Below are 15,198 nucleotides of genomic sequence, written 5' to 3' on the forward strand. Positions count from 1 at the left end.
TCAACGAAAGGTGTGTGAGCGTCCGCCCATGGGCGAGCCTCCCAGTACCCGACATCGCGCGTCCCTCCGCATCCCGTCCGATCATGGGACGGAGGTGACCCGATGATGACCGAAGTGCTCCTGCTGCTGGTGGCGATCCTGCTCTCGCTCGCCTGCGGCGCGTTCGTCGCCGCCGAGTTCTCGCTCACCACCGTCGAGCGCGGCGAGCTGGAACAGGCCGCCGCCCGCGGCGAGCGGGGCGCCTCCGGGGCCCTGAAGGCCGTACGGAACCTGACCTTCCAGCTCTCGGGCGCCCAGCTCGGCATCACCGTCACCAACCTGGTGGTCGGCATGCTCGCCGAGCCGTCCATCGCCGCGCTGCTCGCCGGGCCGCTCGAATCGATCGGCATCTCCGGCTCCTCGGCCCGGTCCGTCGCCCTGGTGATCGGTACGGCCCTGTCCACCGTGGTCCTGATGGTCGTCGGCGAACTGGTCCCCAAGAACTGGGCGATCTCCTCGCCGCTGGCCGTGGCCAAGAACGTGGGCAACGCGCAGCGCTGGTTCAGCGCCGCGTTCCGCCCGTTCATCACCCACCTGAACAACACCGCCAACCGGATCGTCCGCCGCTTCGGCGTGGAGCCCGCCGAGGAGCTGGCCTCCGCGCGCGGACCCCAGGAGCTGGCGGCCCTCGCCCGGCACTCCGCCAAGGAGGGCGCGCTGGAGGCGGACACCGCCGAGCTGTTCGTACGGACCCTGAACCTGGCGGACCTGACCGCGGAGAACGTGATGACGCCGCGTGTCCAGGTGATCGCCCTGGAGGCCTCGGCGACCTGCGAGGACGTGGCCAACGCCACCCGGGCCACCGGCCTGTCCCGGTTCCCGGTCTACCAGCGCAGCCTGGACACCGTGGTGGGCACCGCGCACATCAAGGACGTCCTCGCGATCCCCGCCGAGCGGCGGCCCCGGGTCCCGGTCTCGGACCTGATGCGCGAGCCGCTGCTGGTCCCGGAGACCCTCACCGTCGACCGGCTGCTGGACCGGCTCTCGGGCAAGCGCACCATGGCCGTCGTGATCGACGAGTACGGCGGCACGGCGGGCGTGGCCACCCTGGAGGACATCGTCGAGGAAGTCGTCGGCGAGGTCCGCGACGAGCACGACCCGCACGAGACGCCCGACATCGCCCCCGCCGGCAGCGACGAGACCGGCCGGGCGCTGTACTCCGCCGACGGATCGGCCCGGGTGGACCACCTCGCGCGAGTGGGCCTGCGGGCGCCGGAGGGGCCGTACGAGACGCTGGCCGGTCTCGTGGCCACGGACCTCGGGCGGATCCCGGAGGTCGGCGACCACGTGCGGGTCGCCGGCTGGCTCCTGGACGTCACGGACGCCTCCGGACACCGGGCCGCTCGGGTGCTGATGCACGCACCCCTCGACGACGAGACCGACGACACCCACGGCGCGGACGCCAAGGACGCCGGGCACGGCAAGGAGGAGAGGCTGTGACCGCGATCCAGCTGCTGATCGGGCTGGCGACCCTTGTCGTCAACGCCTTCTTCGTCGGTGCCGAGTTCGCGCTGATCTCGGTGCGCCGCAGCCAGATCGAGCCCTACGCCGAACAGGGCGACCGGCGCGCGAAGAGCGTGCTCTGGGGTCTGGAGCACGTGTCGGCCCTGATGGCCGCCGCCCAGCTCGGCATCACGCTGTGCACCCTGGTCCTCGGCGTGGTCGCGGAACCGGCCATCGAGCACCTGCTGGAGCCGGTGTTCCACGCGCTCGGCGTGCCGGAGGGCGCGGGGCACCTGGTGTCGTTCGTGATCGCGCTGACCGTGGCGACGTATCTGCACATGCTGCTCGGCGAGATGGTGCCGAAGAACATCGCGCTGGCGGAGCCGGTACGCAGCGCGCTGCTGCTCGGGCCTCCCCTGGTCACCCTCTCCCGGGCCCTGCGTCCGGTGATCTTCACCATCAACGCCTTCGCCAACACGCTGCTGCGGCTGCTGCGCGTGGAGACTAAGGACGAGGTCACCGCGACCTTCTCGGACGCCGAGCTGGCCCGTCTGGTGCGCGACTCCGGCGACGCGGGCCTGATCGACGAGCGGGCCCGGGAGCGGCTCCACGACGCGCTGGAGCTGGGCCGCCGGCCCGTGCGGGACGTGGTGCTGCCGCTGGAACGGGTGCTCTACGCGCGCGTGGGCGTCACCCCGCAGGAGCTGGAGCGCCTGGCGGCGGAGTCCGGGTTCTCCCGGTTCCCGGTGGTCGACGAGGGCCGCCGGATCGTCGGCTACCTCCATGTGAAGGACGCCCTGGACGCCCCCGCGCAGGACGTGCCGTTCCGGGTGCAGGACATGCGGCCCATCGCGCGGGTCCGGGAGAGCACCCCGATGGACGACGTGCTCACCGCGATGCGCGGCAGCCGGACCCACCTGGCGGCGGTACTCGGGGACGACGGGCGACTGTCGGGCCTGGTGACCATGGAGGACGTGCTGCGGGAGCTCTTCGACCGGCGGGCCTGAGCCCCGGCGGGCCCGAGCCCCCTCGGCCCGGTGGACCTCGCGTCCTCCGGGCCGACCGGCCGCACTCCTCCGGGCCGACCGGCCGCACTCCTCCGGGCCGACCGACCGACGGGTATGCGCCTCGGGATACCATTCACTCGCCATGCGAACACACCCCGAACACACCAGCCTGGTCGCCGTCGGCGACTCCTTCACCGAAGGCATGTCGGATCTCCTCCCGGACGGTTCCTACCGGGGCTGGGCCGATCTCCTCGCGACACGGATGGCCGCCCGGACACCTGGCTTCCGGTACGCCAACCTCGCGGTGCGCGGCAAGCTCATCGGCCAGATCGTCGACGAGCAGGTCGAGGTGGCCGCCGCCATGCGCCCGGACGTGATCACGCTGGTCGGCGGTCTCAACGACACGCTGCGCCCCAAGTGCGACATGGGCCGGGTACGGGGACTGCTGGAGGAGGCCGTCGAGCGCCTCGCGCCCGCCTGCGAGCAGCTGGTGCTGATGCGCAGCCCCGGCCGCCAGGGCCCGGTCCTGGACCGGTTCCGGCCGCGCATGGAGGAGCTGTTCGCCTGCGTCGACGAGCTGGCCGCCCGGCACGGCGCCCTCGTCGTCGACCTGTACGGCGCCCCCTCGCTGGGCGACCCCCGGCTGTGGGACGTGGACCGGCTGCACCTGTCCGCCGAGGGGCACCGCAGGGTCGCCGAGGCGGTGTGGCAGACCCTCGGCTACGAGCCGGAGGACGCCGAGTGGCGCACTCCGCCGCCGGCCTCCCTGCCGCCCGGCTGGGTCGAGCGGCGCGCCATCGACGTCCGGTTCGCCCGGCAGCACCTGCTGCCCTGGATCGGACGCCGCCTGACCGGACGCTCCTCGGGCGACGGGCTTCCGGCCAAGCGTCCCGAGCTGCTGCCCTTCGAGGGCCCGGCCGCCTGACCTGGGCTTGTACGTTCCTCCGAACCACCCGGTGGCGCCGGCCTGCACGAACCGCCAGTAGAATCCGTACACGTGACTTCAGCGCCCGCCAAGCCCCGCATCCCGAACGTCCTCGCCGGACGCTACGCCTCCACCGAGCTCGCCACGCTCTGGTCCCCCGAGCAGAAGGTGAGGCTGGAGCGTCAGCTCTGGCTCGCCGTGCTGCGGGCCCAGAAGGACCTCGGGATCGAGGTGCCCGACCAGGCCCTCACCGACTACGAGCGGGTCCTGGACCAGGTCGACCTCGCCTCCATCGCGGAGCGCGAGAAGGTCACGCGCCATGACGTGAAGGCGCGGATCGAGGAGTTCAACGACCTCGCCGGGCACGAGCACGTGCACAAGGGCATGACCTCCCGCGACCTCACCGAGAACGTCGAGCAGCTCCAGATCCGGCTCTCGCTGGAGCTGGTGCGCGACCGTACGGTGGCGGTCCTGGCCCGTCTGGGCCGGCTCGCGGGCGAGTACGGCGAGCTGGTCATGGCCGGCCGCTCGCACAACGTGGCCGCGCAGGCCACCACCCTCGGCAAGCGGTTCGCGACGGCCGCGGACGAGCTGCTCGTCGCGTACGGCCGGGTCGAGGAGCTTCTCGGCCGATACCCGCTGCGCGGCATCAAGGGCCCGGTCGGCACCGCTCAGGACATGCTCGACCTGCTCGGCGGCGACGCGGCCAAGCTGGCGGAGCTGGAGGACCGGATCGCCGGGCACCTCGGCTTCTCGCAGGCCTTCACCTCGGTGGGCCAGGTCTACCCGCGCTCCCTCGACTACGAGGTCGTGACCGCGCTGGTGCAGCTGGCCGGGGCGCCGTCCTCGCTGGCCAAGACGATCCGGCTGATGGCCGGGCACGAGCTGGTCACCGAGGGCTTCAAGCCCGGCCAGGTCGGCTCCTCGGCGATGCCGCACAAGATGAACACCCGCTCCTGCGAGCGCGTCAACGGCCTGATGGTCATCCTGCGCGGGTACGCCTCGATGACCGGCGAGCTGGCCGGCGACCAGTGGAACGAGGGCGACGTCTCCTGTTCGGTGGTCCGCCGGGTCGCCCTGCCGGACGCCTTCTTCGCCCTGGACGGCCTGCTGGAGACCTTCCTGACGGTCCTCGACGAGTTCGGCGCGTTCCCCGCCGTCGTCGCCCGTGAACTCGACCGCTACCTGCCGTTCCTCGCCACCACCAAGGTGCTCATGGGCGCCGTGCGGGCGGGTGTCGGCCGCGAGGTCGCGCACGAGGCGATCAAGGAGAACGCCGTCGCCTCCGCGCTGGCCATGCGCGAGCAGGGCGCCGAGCGCAACGAGCTGCTGGACAAGCTCGCCGCCGACGAGCGCATCCCGCTGGACCGGGCGCAGCTCGACGCCCTGATGGCCGACAAGCTGTCCTTCACCGGTGCCGCCGCCGCCCAGGTCGCCGCGGTCGTGGGCCGGGTCGAGGAGATCGTGAAGCAGCGTCCGGAGGCCGCCGGCTACACGCCGGGAGCGATCCTCTGACGCGCTTCACCGCCGCGGAGCTGGAGGCCGCCCGTGACCGTCCCGTGCCGGACGTGGTCGCGGACGGTCTCCGCGTCCTGTTCTGCGGTATCAATCCCGGGCTGATGACGGCGGCGACGGGTCACCACTTCGCCCGCCCCGGCAACCGGTTCTGGCCGGTGCTGCACCTGTCCGGGTTCACCCCGAGGCAGCTGAGACCGGCGGAGCAGGAGGAACTGCTCTCGTACGGGCTGGGCATCACCAACGTCGTGGCGCGGCCGACGGCCCGGGCGGACGAGCTGACCGCCGAGGAGTACCGCGAGGGAGGCCGGCTGCTGGCCGCCAAGGTGGACAGGCTGCGGCCCGACTGGCTGGCGGTGGTGGGGGTGACGGCCTACCGGGTCGCCTTCGACGACCGAAAGGCCCAAGTGGGGCCGCAGGAGCGGACGTTCGGGGACACCCGGGTGTGGGTGCTGCCCAACCCCAGCGGGCTCAACGCGCACTGGACGGCGCAGAGCATGGCGGAGGAGTTCGCCCGGCTGCGGGTCAGGGCGGATCCTCCGTCGTGACCACGACGATCACCTGAGGTGGTGTCTCCCCGTCGGCGTCGACCACGGTCAGCGTCACCCAGCGGCCCTCCGGGCGCTGCCAGGTGCGCAGTTCGCTCGCCACGGCGCCGAGCCCGGCCCACGGCTCGGGTATGTGCTCGCCCCGGTCGGCGCGTTCGACGAGGGTGACGGTGCCCCACCGGGACGGCTCGCCCCATCGCTCGGTCAACCGCTCGGCCAGGGCCGCCTCGTAGGCGTAGCAGTCGTCCGGGCTCGGCCAGGCCCGGATCCCTAACACGGCCCGGTGGCCGTCGGATCCGTCCGTGTCCGCGCCCGGCCCTCCGTGGCGCCCGGGAAGGTCCCGGGCGCACAGCCGGTCGATCAGGGCGAGGTCGCTCGCGATGTCCATGTGATCCAGTAAAGCGGTCGCCACTGACATGTGGCGGGGCGTCAGCCGTCCCGCGGTCGGACGCCCCCGGCCGTCATAGGACCCTGCGGTGGACGCCCCCGGCGGTCAGACGTCCCTGCGGTGGACGCCCCCGGCGGTCAGACGTCCCTGCGGTGGACGCTCCAGGCGCCCGCGATCAGGGCCGCGGCCGTCCACAGCGCGGTCACCCCGAGCCCCGACCACGGTCCGAGCGTGCCGTCGTACGTCTGGTGCAGCGCCACCTGGCCCGCCCGGTCCGGCAGGAACTCGGTGGCGTCCCCGGCCGCGTCCCCGAGGACGAACGAGACGGTCAGCACGAAGGGGATCAGCAGGGAGAGCGTCGCCACCCCGCTGCGCAGCACGGCCGTGAGCCCGGCCGCGAGCAGGGCCATCAACGTGAGGTAGAGGGCGGCGCCGACGACGCCGCGCGCCTGGTCGTCCGTGTCGAGTCCGTCCGCAGCCCCGCCGAGCCCGGCGCGTCCGACGGCGACGGCGGCACAGGCGGTGACCAGCCCCGCGGCCAGGGTCGGCCCGGCGACGGCGGTCGCCTTGGCCGCGAACCAGTGCCCGCGGCGCGGGACCGCGGACAGCGACAGTCCGAGCGCGCCGCCCTGGTACTCGGCCGAGACGGCCAGGGCGCCGAAGGAGATGGCCGCGATCTGGCCCGGCAGGACGCCCGACAGTGCCGTGGCCAGCGGGTCGAGCCCCGGCTCCGGGGTCTCCGCGCCCGCCAGCGCGGAGAAGGCCGTGGTCACGGCGGCGAGGGCCAGGAGCGCCCCGTGGAGGGAGCGCAGTGTCAGGATCTTCAGCCACTCGGCGTGCAGGGCGGGAGCGAACCCCATGTCAGGCCTCCTGTGCGTGCGGGGTGGACCAGGGCGCGGCGAACTCGGTCTCCGCGGAGGTCAGATCGAGGTAGGCCTGTTCCAAGGTGGCCTCCTCGGCGGCGAGTTCGAGGATCGGTATCCCCTCGGCGGACGCCAGGCGCCCGATGTCGTCCACGCGCGCGTGGGGCACCGTCCAGTGCCCTTCGGGGTGTTCCTCGGCGGTGTGGCCGTGCCGGGCGAGCAGTTCGCGCAGCGCCGAGGGGTCGGTCGTACGGACCCGGACCCGCGGTCGTACGCGCGCGGCGATGAAGTCGCGGGTCGGGGTGTCGGCCAGCAGCCGCCCCCGGCCGAGGAAGACGAGATGGTCGGCGAAGGCGGCGGTCTCGTGCATGAGATGGCTGGAGACCAGGACCGTGCGCCCCTCCGCGGCGAGACCGCGCAGCAGTCCGCGGATCCAGACGATGCCCTCGGGATCCAGGCCGTTGGCGGGCTCGTCGAGCAGGACGGCCTCGGGGTCCCCGAGGAGGGCGGCGGCGATACCGAGCCGCTGGCGCATGCCCAGCGAGTACGTCCCGACCCGGCGGTCGGCGACGGCCGCGAGTCCGGTCTCCTCCAGCATCCGCTCCACCCGGGAGCGCAGGATGCGATGGGTGGCGGCAAGGACCCGGAGGTGGTCGCGTCCGGTGCGTGAGCCGTGCGCGGCGCGTGCGTCGAGCAGGGCGCCCACGCGGCGCAGGGGTTCGTCGAGGCGGGCGTAGGGGCGGCCGCCGACGGTCGCGGTGCCGGAGGTCGGCCGGTCCAGGCCCAGGACGAGCCGCATCGTGGTGGACTTCCCGGCGCCGTTCGGGCCGAGGAAGCCGGTGACCCGGCCGGGCGGGACGCTGAACGTGAGCCGGTCCACGGCTCTGCGGGTGCCGTACTCCTTGGTGAGGGCTCGGACTTCGATACTGGTCATGGCCGAAGCGTCGCCGTCCACGGGGTGCCGGTGCCTCCCCCGTGCGGGGAGTCCGTCTCCCCCGTGCGAGGGAGGCCCGTTGTCAGTGGCGGCTGGCACGATGACGCCATGACGCGCCTGCTCCGCCCGCTGCTGAAGGGGATCACCTACACCCGCCTGCTGCATCTGTGGGTGCCGATGCTCGTCGTCAGCGTGTGGATGTTCATCGACCCGACCACCCCCTGGGTGCCCGCGCTCGTGCTGATCCCGGTCGGCCTGATCCCGGCCGTCCGGACGGGCGAGGGTGTGCAGGCCCGGCTGCTGTTGCTGCCCGGTGCCGAGGGCTCGGTCGTCTCGGTGCATCCGGCGGCGACCCGGCGCGACCGGCTGCGCACGGTCCTGTGGCTCCAGACCCGCATGGCCCTGGGCGCGGTCGCCATGTTCGCCACCGTCTGGCTGCCGGTGCTCGCCTTCGAGCTGGCGCGGCTCGCGGCGGGCCGGACGCCGGACGACGTCCCGGTGCTGCGGGACGCGCCGGCGCACTGGTCGTACGCCTTCCTGGTGCCCGTACCGCTCCTCGTGCTGTACGGCGTGGTGGTGGGCCTCGGCGGGCTGATCACCGAGGCAGCCCGCCGACTGCTCGGGCCGTCCGCGGCCGAGCGGATGGCGGCCCTGGAGGAGCGCACCGAGCAACTCCTGGAGCGCACGCGCATCGCCCGCGAACTGCACGACTCGATCGGGCACGCCCTCACGGTCGCCGTCGTGCAGGCAGGTGCCGCGCGCGCGGCGGGCGACCCGGCCTTCACCGACCGGGCGCTGGAGGCCATCGAGGAGACCGGGCGGGCCGCGCTGGCCGATCTGGACCGGGTCCTCGGCATCCTGCGGGAGTCGGACCGGCCGGTGTCCGGCAGGCCCACCCTGGTGGACGCGGGCCGGCTGCTGGAGTCGGCGCGCGCGGCGGGGGCGAAGGTGGACGCCGAGTTCGCCGGGCCGCTCGACACGGTTCCCGGGCCGGTGTCGCGGGAGGGCTACCGCATCCTCCAGGAGGCGCTCACCAATGTGCTGCGGCACGCGGACGGCGTGCCCGCGGGCGTGCGGGTCGCCGTCGAGACGAAGGTCCTCGTGCTGGAGGTCCGCAATCCGCTGACCGCTCGCATACCCGGCTCCGCCCGCGGCAGCGGACTGCGCGGTATCCGGGAGCGCGCCGCGCTGCTCGGCGGGCGGGCGCTGACCGGCCCCGCCGACGGCGACTGGCAGGTGCGCGTCGAGCTGCCGCTGCGCTGATCTACGCTGGCCGGATGCCGGTCACCGTTCTCCTCGTCGACGACGAACCCCTCGTCCGCGCGGGCCTGCGGGCCGTGCTGGACGCGCAGCCGGACATCGAGGTGGTCGGGGAGGCCGCCGACGGGGCGGCGGTGATCCCGCTGGTCCGCTCGCTCCGGCCGGACGTGGTCGCGATGGACGTGCGGATGCCGCTGCTGGACGGGATCGAGGCGACGCGCGCGGTGCTGCGGACGGTGGAGTCGCCGCCGAAGATCCTGGTCGTGACGACCTTCGAGAACGACGAGTACGTGTACGAGGCGCTGCGGGCCGGTGCCGACGGCTTCCTGCTGAAGCGGGCCCGGCCGGCCGAGATCGTGCACGCGGTCCGGCTGGTCGCGGAGGGCGAGTCGCTGCTGTTCCCCGCGTCGGTGCGGCAGTTGGCGGCCGATCACGGCGGGGCGGGCGGGAATCCGGCCGCGCGTGCCGCACTGGACCGGGCCCGGCTGACGGACCGGGAGGCGGAGGTGCTGCGGCTGATGACACGCGGGCTGTCCAACGCCGAGATCGCGGCCCGCCTGGTCGTGGGCACGGAGACGGTGAAGTCGCACGTGAGCGCGCTGCTGGCCAAACTGGGGGCGCGGGACCGCACCCAGGCGGTGATCACGGCGTACGAGTCGGGATTCGTGGCACCGGGCTGACGGTCGCACCCGGCGCGGCGGCGGGTCCCCCGCCACTCGCCGGGGTCCGCCGGGCCGAGTACGATCCGGCCAACACGCGCACATGCTGGGAGGACGGACGGTGGGGCGGCTGACCGGCGGGGATCCCTCGCTGCTGCGAAGGATCAATTCCGCTGTGGTGCTGCACGCGCTGCGGGCCACGGACAACGCGACGCTGACCGAGATCACCCGGGTGACCGGACTGTCCCGGCCGACCGTCGAAGGGGTCGTGGAGGACCTCATCGAGGCGGGCTACGTGGTGGAGAAGGCCGCCGACGACAGCATGGCGCGCCGCCAGGGGCGGCCCGCCCGACGGTTCAGGTTCCGGGCCGAGGCCGGTCATCTGCTGGGTCTGGACATCGGGCCGCACCGCGTCGCCGCGCTCCTGTCCGACCTCGACGGGAAGGTGCTCGGCGCGGTCGCCAAGGACGTCGAGGAGACGGCCACAGCGGACGAGCGGCTGGAACGGGTGCGCACCGCGGTGGCGGAGCTGCTGCGCCGGGCCGGGGTGGCGCGCGGCTCGCTGCGGGCCGTGGGCGCCGCGACACCCGGCATCGTCGAGGCGGACGGCACGGTACGGCTCAGCACCGCGCTGCCGGAATGGTCGGGGCTGCCGCTCGGGGAGCGGCTCAGCCGGTCCTTCAAGTGCCCGGTACTGGTCGAGAACGACGCCAACGCCGCGGCCGTCGCCGAGCACTGGAAGGGTGCCGCGACCGACTCGGACGACATCGTGTTCGTGCTCGCCGGGCTCAGTCCGGGCGCCGGTTCGCTGATCGGCGGGCGGCTGCACCGGGGGTTCGGCGGGGCGGCGGGCGAGATCGGCGCGCTGCACCTGCTGGGCCGGGAGGCGACGCCGGAGACGCTGCTGTCCACCACGGACGAGCCGCTGCATCCGCTCGACGAGCAGGCGGTCGCGAAGGTGTTCGCCAAGGCGCGCGAGGGCGACCAGCGGGCCCGGGCGGCCGTGGACCGGTTCATCGCGCGGCTCGTCCACGACGTGGCGGCGCTGGTCCTCGCCCTCGACCCGGAACTGGTCGTGGTGGGCGGCTGGGCAGCCGGTCTGGACGGCGTACTGGAGCCGCTGCGGCGGGAGTTGGCCCGGTACTGTCTGCGGCCTCCCAAGGTCACGCTGTCACTGCTGGGCGAGGCGGCCGTCGCGACGGGGGCGGTGCGGCTGGCGCTGGACCATGTGGAGGCGGAGCTGTTCGCGGTGGACGGGGCGGTACCGGCTCGCGGCTGAGCGGGCGCCGGGTAGCCGGGGGCGGCCGAAGGGGCACGGACAGCGGCGCGGCCGAGCGGGCGCGAGCAGCGGCGGGGCTGAGCGGGCGGGGGGCCGCCGGAAGGCGCGAGCAGCGCGCCGGGAGTGCGACGACGCGCCCCGGAAGGGCTCCGGGACGCGTCGGTCGGTGCGGGCTCAGGACGCCCGGCGCTCCCGGTCCGGCTCCGGGTGGATCTCCACCCCGCCGGAGTCGCCGAAGGTGAGCCGGCAGGTGTCGGCCCGGTAGGTGGCGACCGAGAGGGCCGCCGTACGGCCCTCGGTGAAGTAGCGGGTGGTGACGACGAGGACGGGCGCGCCGGGCAGCCGGTCCAGTTGCCTGGCGTCGTCGGCGCGGGCCGAGCCGAGTTCGACGGAGCTGTCCCTGCCCTCCAGCTCCAGCCGCTGGAGCTCGCGCAGCACCGCACGCGCGCGTGCCGGTCCGGCGGGCGCGTCGATGGCGGTGAGGTCGGGCACCGAGGACTCGGGCACGTAGAGCAGCTCGGCGGCGACGGGCTGGCCGTGCGTCACCAGGGAACGGCGCACCAGGTGCACGGGCTGCTCCGGGCCCGTCTCCAGGGCCGCGGCGACGGCGGCCGGCGCAGCCTCCACCGTGCTGTCGGCGGGCTGCCAGTCGTCCCCGGCCGCCCCAGGCCAGTTGTGCTGCTCGGTGCCGACCGCGACCCCCATGCGCGGCGGCGCCACCGTGGTGCCGACCCCCCGTCGGCGCTGGAGCCTGCCTTCGAGTTCGAGCTGTTCGAGGGCCTGGCGGAGGGTGGCCCTGGCCACCCCGAACCGGGCCGCGAGTTCCCGCTCGTTGGGCAGGATCTCGCCCACGGAGAACTCCGAATCAAGCGCCTCGCTGAGCACGGTCCTCAGATGCCAGTATTTCGGTTCCGGCACCGATTCCAGTTGCGTGGTCCCCACCCTGTCCTCCGCAATCGCCGTGGTCCGGCGGCGTTTTAGCGCCCTTGTTTATTAAAGGTTGTTGCACTTCTCTGCGACGATAGGACGGCCCACATCCTTGGTCAATACCAATCCTCGATCCCTTGCGGGCGGGGCGCGGCGCCCGCCGCACAGCGTTCACAGGGCGTTCGCACAGGTCCCTTTTCATGACGCGACGGCAAAGCCCTCTTCATGGAACGAGGGCTTCCGCAGTGGTGGTCAGCCGAGATTCAGGGTCCGCAGCTTGTCGGGATTGCGGATGACGTAGATCGACTGGACGCGGCCGTCGAGGATCTCCAACTGGAATACGCTGTCGGGCTTTCCGTCGGAGAGCGCCAGCAGGGCCGGACCGCCGTTGAGCTCCAGGAACCGGAAGGACACCGCGGGCACGCCCTTGTCCGCCGCGCCGACCAGGAAGCGGCCCACCCGGTCCGCGCTCTCCACGATCCGCAGCGGCGCGCTGGACTTGCCGCCGCTGTCGCCGACCAGCCGCACGTCAGGGGCGAGCAGTGCCATCAGCCCCGCCAGGTCGCCCTCGCAGGCGGCGGCGAGGAAGCGTTCGGTCAGGTCACGGCGTTCCGCGGGGTCGACGTCGTAGCGGGGCCGCCGCTCGTCGACGTGCCGGCGCGCCCGTCCGGCCAGTTGACGGACGGCCGGTTCGCCCCGGTCGAGCATCGTGGCGATGTCCCCGTAGGGGTAGCCGAAGGCCTCTCTGAGGACGAACACCGCCCGCTCCAGCGGTGACAGCGACTCCAGCACGACCAGGACGGCCAGCGAGACGGTGTCGGCGAGCACCGCCCGCTCCGCGGTGTCCTCGACGGTGTCACCGAACTCGGTGACGTACGGCTCCGGCAGCCAGGGGCCGACGTACGCCTCGTTACGGGCCTTGACCTGGCGCAACCGGTCGATGGCGAGGCGGGTCGTGACACGGACCAGGAAGCCGCGCGGGTCGCGCACGTCGGAACGGTCCGCTCCCGTCCAGCGCAGCCACGCCTCCTGGACGACGTCCTCCGCGTCGGCGACGCGCCCCAGCATGCGGTAGGCGACTTCCAGGAGGACGGGGCGGTGGTCTTCGAAGACGTCGGTCACGGTGTCGGTGCTCACCGTTCCATCCCAGCCGACGCTCCGGCCCGTGTCCAGGCGAGGCGTCGCAGGCGCAAAGGACCCGGCGTGAATCGTGCCCCGCCGGACGGCCCTCCGAGCCCGCTTTCCGGGGTCGGAACTCCGGTACGGCCTACGGGTCTACCCGCCGGTAGCAATCGCTGACAAGCTGTCCACGTCCCACGATGCCGTCCACGGCGGTCGATGCCCGTCCGTGCCGGTCCGTCCGTCCCGACGAGGAGCGCACATGTCCGCCACTGTCTCGTTCCAGGTCCCCTCCGCCGGGGGTCCGCGGTCCGTCACCCTGTCCTACGCGCGCGTGGGCCGGGGCGAGCCACTGCTCCTGCTGCACGGCATCGGTCACCACCGGCAGGCCTGGGACCCGGTGCTGGACATCCTGGCCACCGAGCGGGACGTCATCGCCGTCGACCTTCCCGGCTTCGGCGCGTCGCCCGCGCTGCCGGACGGCCTCCCGCACAACCTGCCCACGATGACCGCCGCGCTCGGCGCGCTGTGCGAGGCACTGGAGCTGGACCGGCCGCATGTCGCGGGCAACTCGCTCGGCGGACTGCTCGCCCTGGAGTTGGGCCGCGAGAAGCTCGTACGGTCCGTCACCGCCCTGTCCCCCGCCGGGTTCTGGTCGCAGGCGGAACGCCGTTACGCGTTCACCCTGCTGCTGTCGATGCGCCGGATCGCCCGGGGCATGCCCCTGTCCGTGGTGCGGCGGCTGTCCCGTTCGGCGGCCGGCCGCACCGCGCTGACCAGCACCATCTACGCCCGCCCGGGGCGCCGTTCACCCGAGGCCGTGGTCGCGGAGACGCTGGCCCTCGCGAACGCGACGGGGTTCACCGAGACCCTGCGGGCCGGGAACACGGTCCGGTTCACCGACGACGTCGCCGGGCTCCCGGTCACCGTGGCCTGGGGCACCAGGGACCGGGTGCTGATCAAGCGTCAGGGGGTCCGGGCCAAGCAGATCATCCCCAGGGCCCGGCTGATCCGGCTGCCCGGCTGCGGGCACGTCCCGATGAACGACGACCCCGCGCTCGTCGCGCGCGTCATCCTGGACGGCAGCGCAGGCGACAGCGCCGACGGAGGCGTCGGCAACGGTGGCGTCGGCGACAGCTGACGGGCTCCGCGCCGGGGCGCGGGAGCCCAGCGCGACGCCCGCGCCCACCAGGGCGCTGCCCACGGCCTGGGCGGCGCCGTAGGAGCCCGTGCCCACCAGGGGCGCGGTGCAGGCTGCGGCGACGGGGATGAGGCCGGAGAACAGCGTGGCCCGCTCCGCGCCGATCCGCTGCATCCCCATGTACCAGCAGACGAAGCCGATCACGGTGACGACGACCGCCTGCCACAGCAGGGCCGCCGTCTCGGCGCCGTCCGGCCGCCGCAGCCACCCCGCGCCGTCGGCGAGCAGTCCGGCCGCCGCCGACTCCACGGCGGCCAGGCCGCACACGGTGGTGGACAGCAGTCGCGGGCCCAGGGGCCGCAGTACGGGCACTGCGAGAACGGCGAATCCGACCTCGCCGGCCAGCGCGCACACCGAGAAGGCGATGCCCGCCGCGTCGCTGCGGCCCCACCCCTGCACGGTGAGGGCGCCGAGCGCGACGAGCAGGGCGCCGTGCAGCACCGCCCGTTGCGGGCGGCGGCCCTCCACCAGCGGGACGACGACCGCCACGACGACGGGCGCGCAGCCCACGAACACGCCCGGGACGGCAGGCTCCGCCGTGCGCTCGGCGGCGATCACGGCGAGGTTGAAGCCGACCATGCCGATGCCCGCGAGCAGCGCCAGTCGCAGCCACTGGCGGGCGGTGAGCCGACGCAGCCGGGCCGCGGCGCCGCTCCCCGCGAGCGGGACCAGCAACAGGAACGCCAGGCCGTAGCGGAGGAACTGGCCGCCCGCGTACGGGTAGGCGCCGAGGACGCTGTTGGCGGTGAAGGAGCCTCCGACAAGGACACAGGCGAGCGCGGCGAGCAGGGCCCCGCGCGTGGTGGTCGCGTTCATGGCAGCGACGCTAGGAAGCGGGGCGGCCCGGTTTAAGGTCCACTTCCATGACGGTGTCGGGGACCAATCGGTACGGGACGTGGGCGCGGTGACCGGAGCCGCGGACACGGGGGACGGGGATGCGGTGGGCGGGGGCGCGGGGGACGGGGATGCGGTGGACGTGGGCGGGGGCGCGGGGGCCATGGAGCGGAGCCCGGCCGCGGCGGGCGGGGACGGGGCCCTGGGCGCGGTGAAGCGGGGCGCGGCGGACGGGGGCGGAGGCGCGGGGGCCGGGG

The 15,198-nt window shown here is 73.8% G+C and carries 14 protein-coding genes and 2 pseudogenes; 10 read left to right on the forward strand and 6 right to left on the reverse strand.

Annotation, left to right across the window (positions count from 1 at the left end; all coding sequences use genetic code 11):
* Nucleotides 1–105 precede the first annotated feature (105 nt).
* The 5 genes from AB0E07_RS29195 to mug all read left to right on the forward strand — a co-directional run bounded on the left by AB0E07_RS29195 (nucleotide 106) and on the right by mug (nucleotide 5,477).
* Entirely contained in the window at nucleotides 106–1,479 is a 1,374-nt protein-coding gene (locus tag AB0E07_RS29195; RefSeq protein ID WP_362258608.1) for a hemolysin family protein, read from the forward strand.
* Entirely contained in the window at nucleotides 1,476–2,489 is a 1,014-nt protein-coding gene (locus tag AB0E07_RS29200) for a hemolysin family protein (protein WP_362258611.1), read from the forward strand. Before AB0E07_RS29195 ends, AB0E07_RS29200 begins: the two co-directional genes overlap by 4 nt.
* Before the next feature lie 142 nt (nucleotides 2,490–2,631).
* Nucleotides 2,632–3,414, forward strand: a complete 783-nt coding sequence (locus AB0E07_RS29205; protein ID WP_362258614.1) for an SGNH/GDSL hydrolase family protein — start codon at nucleotides 2,632–2,634, stop codon at nucleotides 3,412–3,414.
* 72 nt (nucleotides 3,415–3,486) lie between these two features.
* Nucleotides 3,487–4,929 (forward strand): adenylosuccinate lyase, encoded by a 1,443-nt coding sequence (gene purB / locus AB0E07_RS29210; RefSeq protein ID WP_362258616.1) that lies wholly within the window; start codon nucleotides 3,487–3,489, stop codon nucleotides 4,927–4,929.
* Nucleotides 4,926–5,477 carry a G/U mismatch-specific DNA glycosylase gene (gene mug, locus AB0E07_RS29215; protein ID WP_362258643.1) on the forward strand — a complete coding sequence of 184 codons (552 nt, stop codon included), beginning with the start codon at nucleotides 4,926–4,928 and terminating at the stop codon, nucleotides 5,475–5,477. The genes purB and mug overlap by 4 nt, the downstream gene beginning before the upstream one ends.
* On the opposite strand, the gene AB0E07_RS29220 is transcribed toward mug, so the two are convergent.
* From AB0E07_RS29220 to AB0E07_RS29230, 3 genes are all read right to left on the reverse strand, one after another.
* Nucleotides 5,455–5,865, reverse strand: coding sequence for a hypothetical protein (locus AB0E07_RS29220; protein ID WP_362258619.1), 411 nt, complete (start codon nucleotides 5,863–5,865; stop codon nucleotides 5,455–5,457). The genes mug and AB0E07_RS29220 overlap by 23 nt on opposite strands.
* A gap of 137 nt (nucleotides 5,866–6,002) precedes the next feature.
* Nucleotides 6,003–6,725 (reverse strand): ABC transporter permease, encoded by a 723-nt coding sequence (locus tag AB0E07_RS29225; protein ID WP_362258622.1) that lies wholly within the window; start codon nucleotides 6,723–6,725, stop codon nucleotides 6,003–6,005.
* A 1-nt stretch (nucleotide 6,726) separates the two neighbouring features.
* On the reverse strand, nucleotides 6,727–7,662 hold the full coding sequence (locus AB0E07_RS29230; RefSeq protein ID WP_362258625.1) for an ABC transporter ATP-binding protein: 936 nt from the start codon (nucleotides 7,660–7,662) through the stop codon (nucleotides 6,727–6,729).
* Nucleotides 7,663–7,770: 108 nt separating this feature from the next.
* Here AB0E07_RS29230 and AB0E07_RS29235 point away from each other — a divergent pair, with 108 nt between their 5' ends.
* The 3 genes from AB0E07_RS29235 to AB0E07_RS29245 all read left to right on the forward strand — a co-directional run bounded on the left by AB0E07_RS29235 (nucleotide 7,771) and on the right by AB0E07_RS29245 (nucleotide 10,860).
* Nucleotides 7,771–8,925, forward strand: coding sequence for a histidine kinase (locus AB0E07_RS29235; protein WP_362258628.1), 1,155 nt, complete (start codon nucleotides 7,771–7,773; stop codon nucleotides 8,923–8,925).
* Nucleotides 8,926–8,939: 14 nt separating this feature from the next.
* Nucleotides 8,940–9,602, forward strand: coding sequence for a response regulator transcription factor (locus AB0E07_RS29240; protein WP_362258631.1), 663 nt, complete (start codon nucleotides 8,940–8,942; stop codon nucleotides 9,600–9,602).
* 100 nt (nucleotides 9,603–9,702) lie between these two features.
* Nucleotides 9,703–10,860 carry an ROK family protein gene (locus AB0E07_RS29245; RefSeq protein ID WP_362258646.1) on the forward strand — a complete coding sequence of 386 codons (1,158 nt, stop codon included), beginning with the start codon at nucleotides 9,703–9,705 and terminating at the stop codon, nucleotides 10,858–10,860.
* Between the two features lie 174 nt (nucleotides 10,861–11,034).
* Here the strand turns inward: AB0E07_RS29245 and AB0E07_RS29250 are convergent, their stop codons facing one another.
* Together AB0E07_RS29250 and AB0E07_RS29255 are read right to left on the reverse strand one after the other, a co-directional pair.
* Nucleotides 11,035–11,802, reverse strand: coding sequence for a GntR family transcriptional regulator (locus tag AB0E07_RS29250; protein WP_362258634.1), 768 nt, complete (start codon nucleotides 11,800–11,802; stop codon nucleotides 11,035–11,037).
* A 237-nt stretch (nucleotides 11,803–12,039) separates the two neighbouring features.
* Complete coding sequence (locus AB0E07_RS29255; RefSeq protein ID WP_362258637.1) at nucleotides 12,040–12,924, reverse strand: RNA polymerase sigma-70 factor; 885 nt, start codon at nucleotides 12,922–12,924, stop codon at nucleotides 12,040–12,042.
* A 244-nt stretch (nucleotides 12,925–13,168) separates the two neighbouring features.
* Between AB0E07_RS29255 and AB0E07_RS29260 the strand changes: the two genes are divergently transcribed.
* Nucleotides 13,169–14,047, forward strand: a complete 879-nt coding sequence (locus tag AB0E07_RS29260) for an alpha/beta fold hydrolase (protein ID WP_362258640.1) — start codon at nucleotides 13,169–13,171, stop codon at nucleotides 14,045–14,047.
* A 39-nt stretch (nucleotides 14,048–14,086) separates the two neighbouring features.
* Here the strand turns inward: AB0E07_RS29260 and AB0E07_RS29265 are convergent.
* Nucleotides 14,087–14,923 (reverse strand): annotated as a pseudogene (locus AB0E07_RS29265) (DMT family transporter); the annotation flags it as partial.
* Nucleotides 14,924–15,011: 88 nt separating this feature from the next.
* Between AB0E07_RS29265 and AB0E07_RS29270 the strand changes: the two are divergent.
* Nucleotides 15,012–15,198: pseudogene (locus AB0E07_RS29270) on the forward strand (S1 family peptidase); the annotation flags it as partial.

This window comes from Streptomyces sp. NPDC048002, from assembly GCF_040653275.1.
Lineage (GTDB): Bacteria > Actinomycetota > Actinomycetes > Streptomycetales > Streptomycetaceae > Streptomyces.

What these genes read in the sequence shown, in the direction of transcription:
- AB0E07_RS29195 (WP_362258608.1), top strand. Translation starts at nt 106, where the DNA reads ATGACCGAAGTGCTCCTGCTGCTGGTGGCGATCCTGCTCTCGCTCGCC.
- AB0E07_RS29205 (WP_362258614.1), top strand. Translation starts at nt 2,632, where the DNA reads ATGCGAACACACCCCGAACACACCAGCCTGGTCGCCGTCGGCGACTCC.
- AB0E07_RS29220 (WP_362258619.1), bottom strand. Translation starts at nt 5,865, where the DNA reads ATGGACATCGCGAGCGACCTCGCCCTGATCGACCGGCTGTGCGCCCGG.
- AB0E07_RS29225 (WP_362258622.1), bottom strand. Translation starts at nt 6,725, where the DNA reads ATGGGGTTCGCTCCCGCCCTGCACGCCGAGTGGCTGAAGATCCTGACA.
- AB0E07_RS29230 (WP_362258625.1), bottom strand. Translation starts at nt 7,662, where the DNA reads ATGACCAGTATCGAAGTCCGAGCCCTCACCAAGGAGTACGGCACCCGC.
- AB0E07_RS29235 (WP_362258628.1), top strand. Translation starts at nt 7,771, where the DNA reads ATGACGCGCCTGCTCCGCCCGCTGCTGAAGGGGATCACCTACACCCGC.
- AB0E07_RS29240 (WP_362258631.1), top strand. Translation starts at nt 8,940, where the DNA reads ATGCCGGTCACCGTTCTCCTCGTCGACGACGAACCCCTCGTCCGCGCG.
- AB0E07_RS29260 (WP_362258640.1), top strand. Translation starts at nt 13,169, where the DNA reads ATGTCCGCCACTGTCTCGTTCCAGGTCCCCTCCGCCGGGGGTCCGCGG.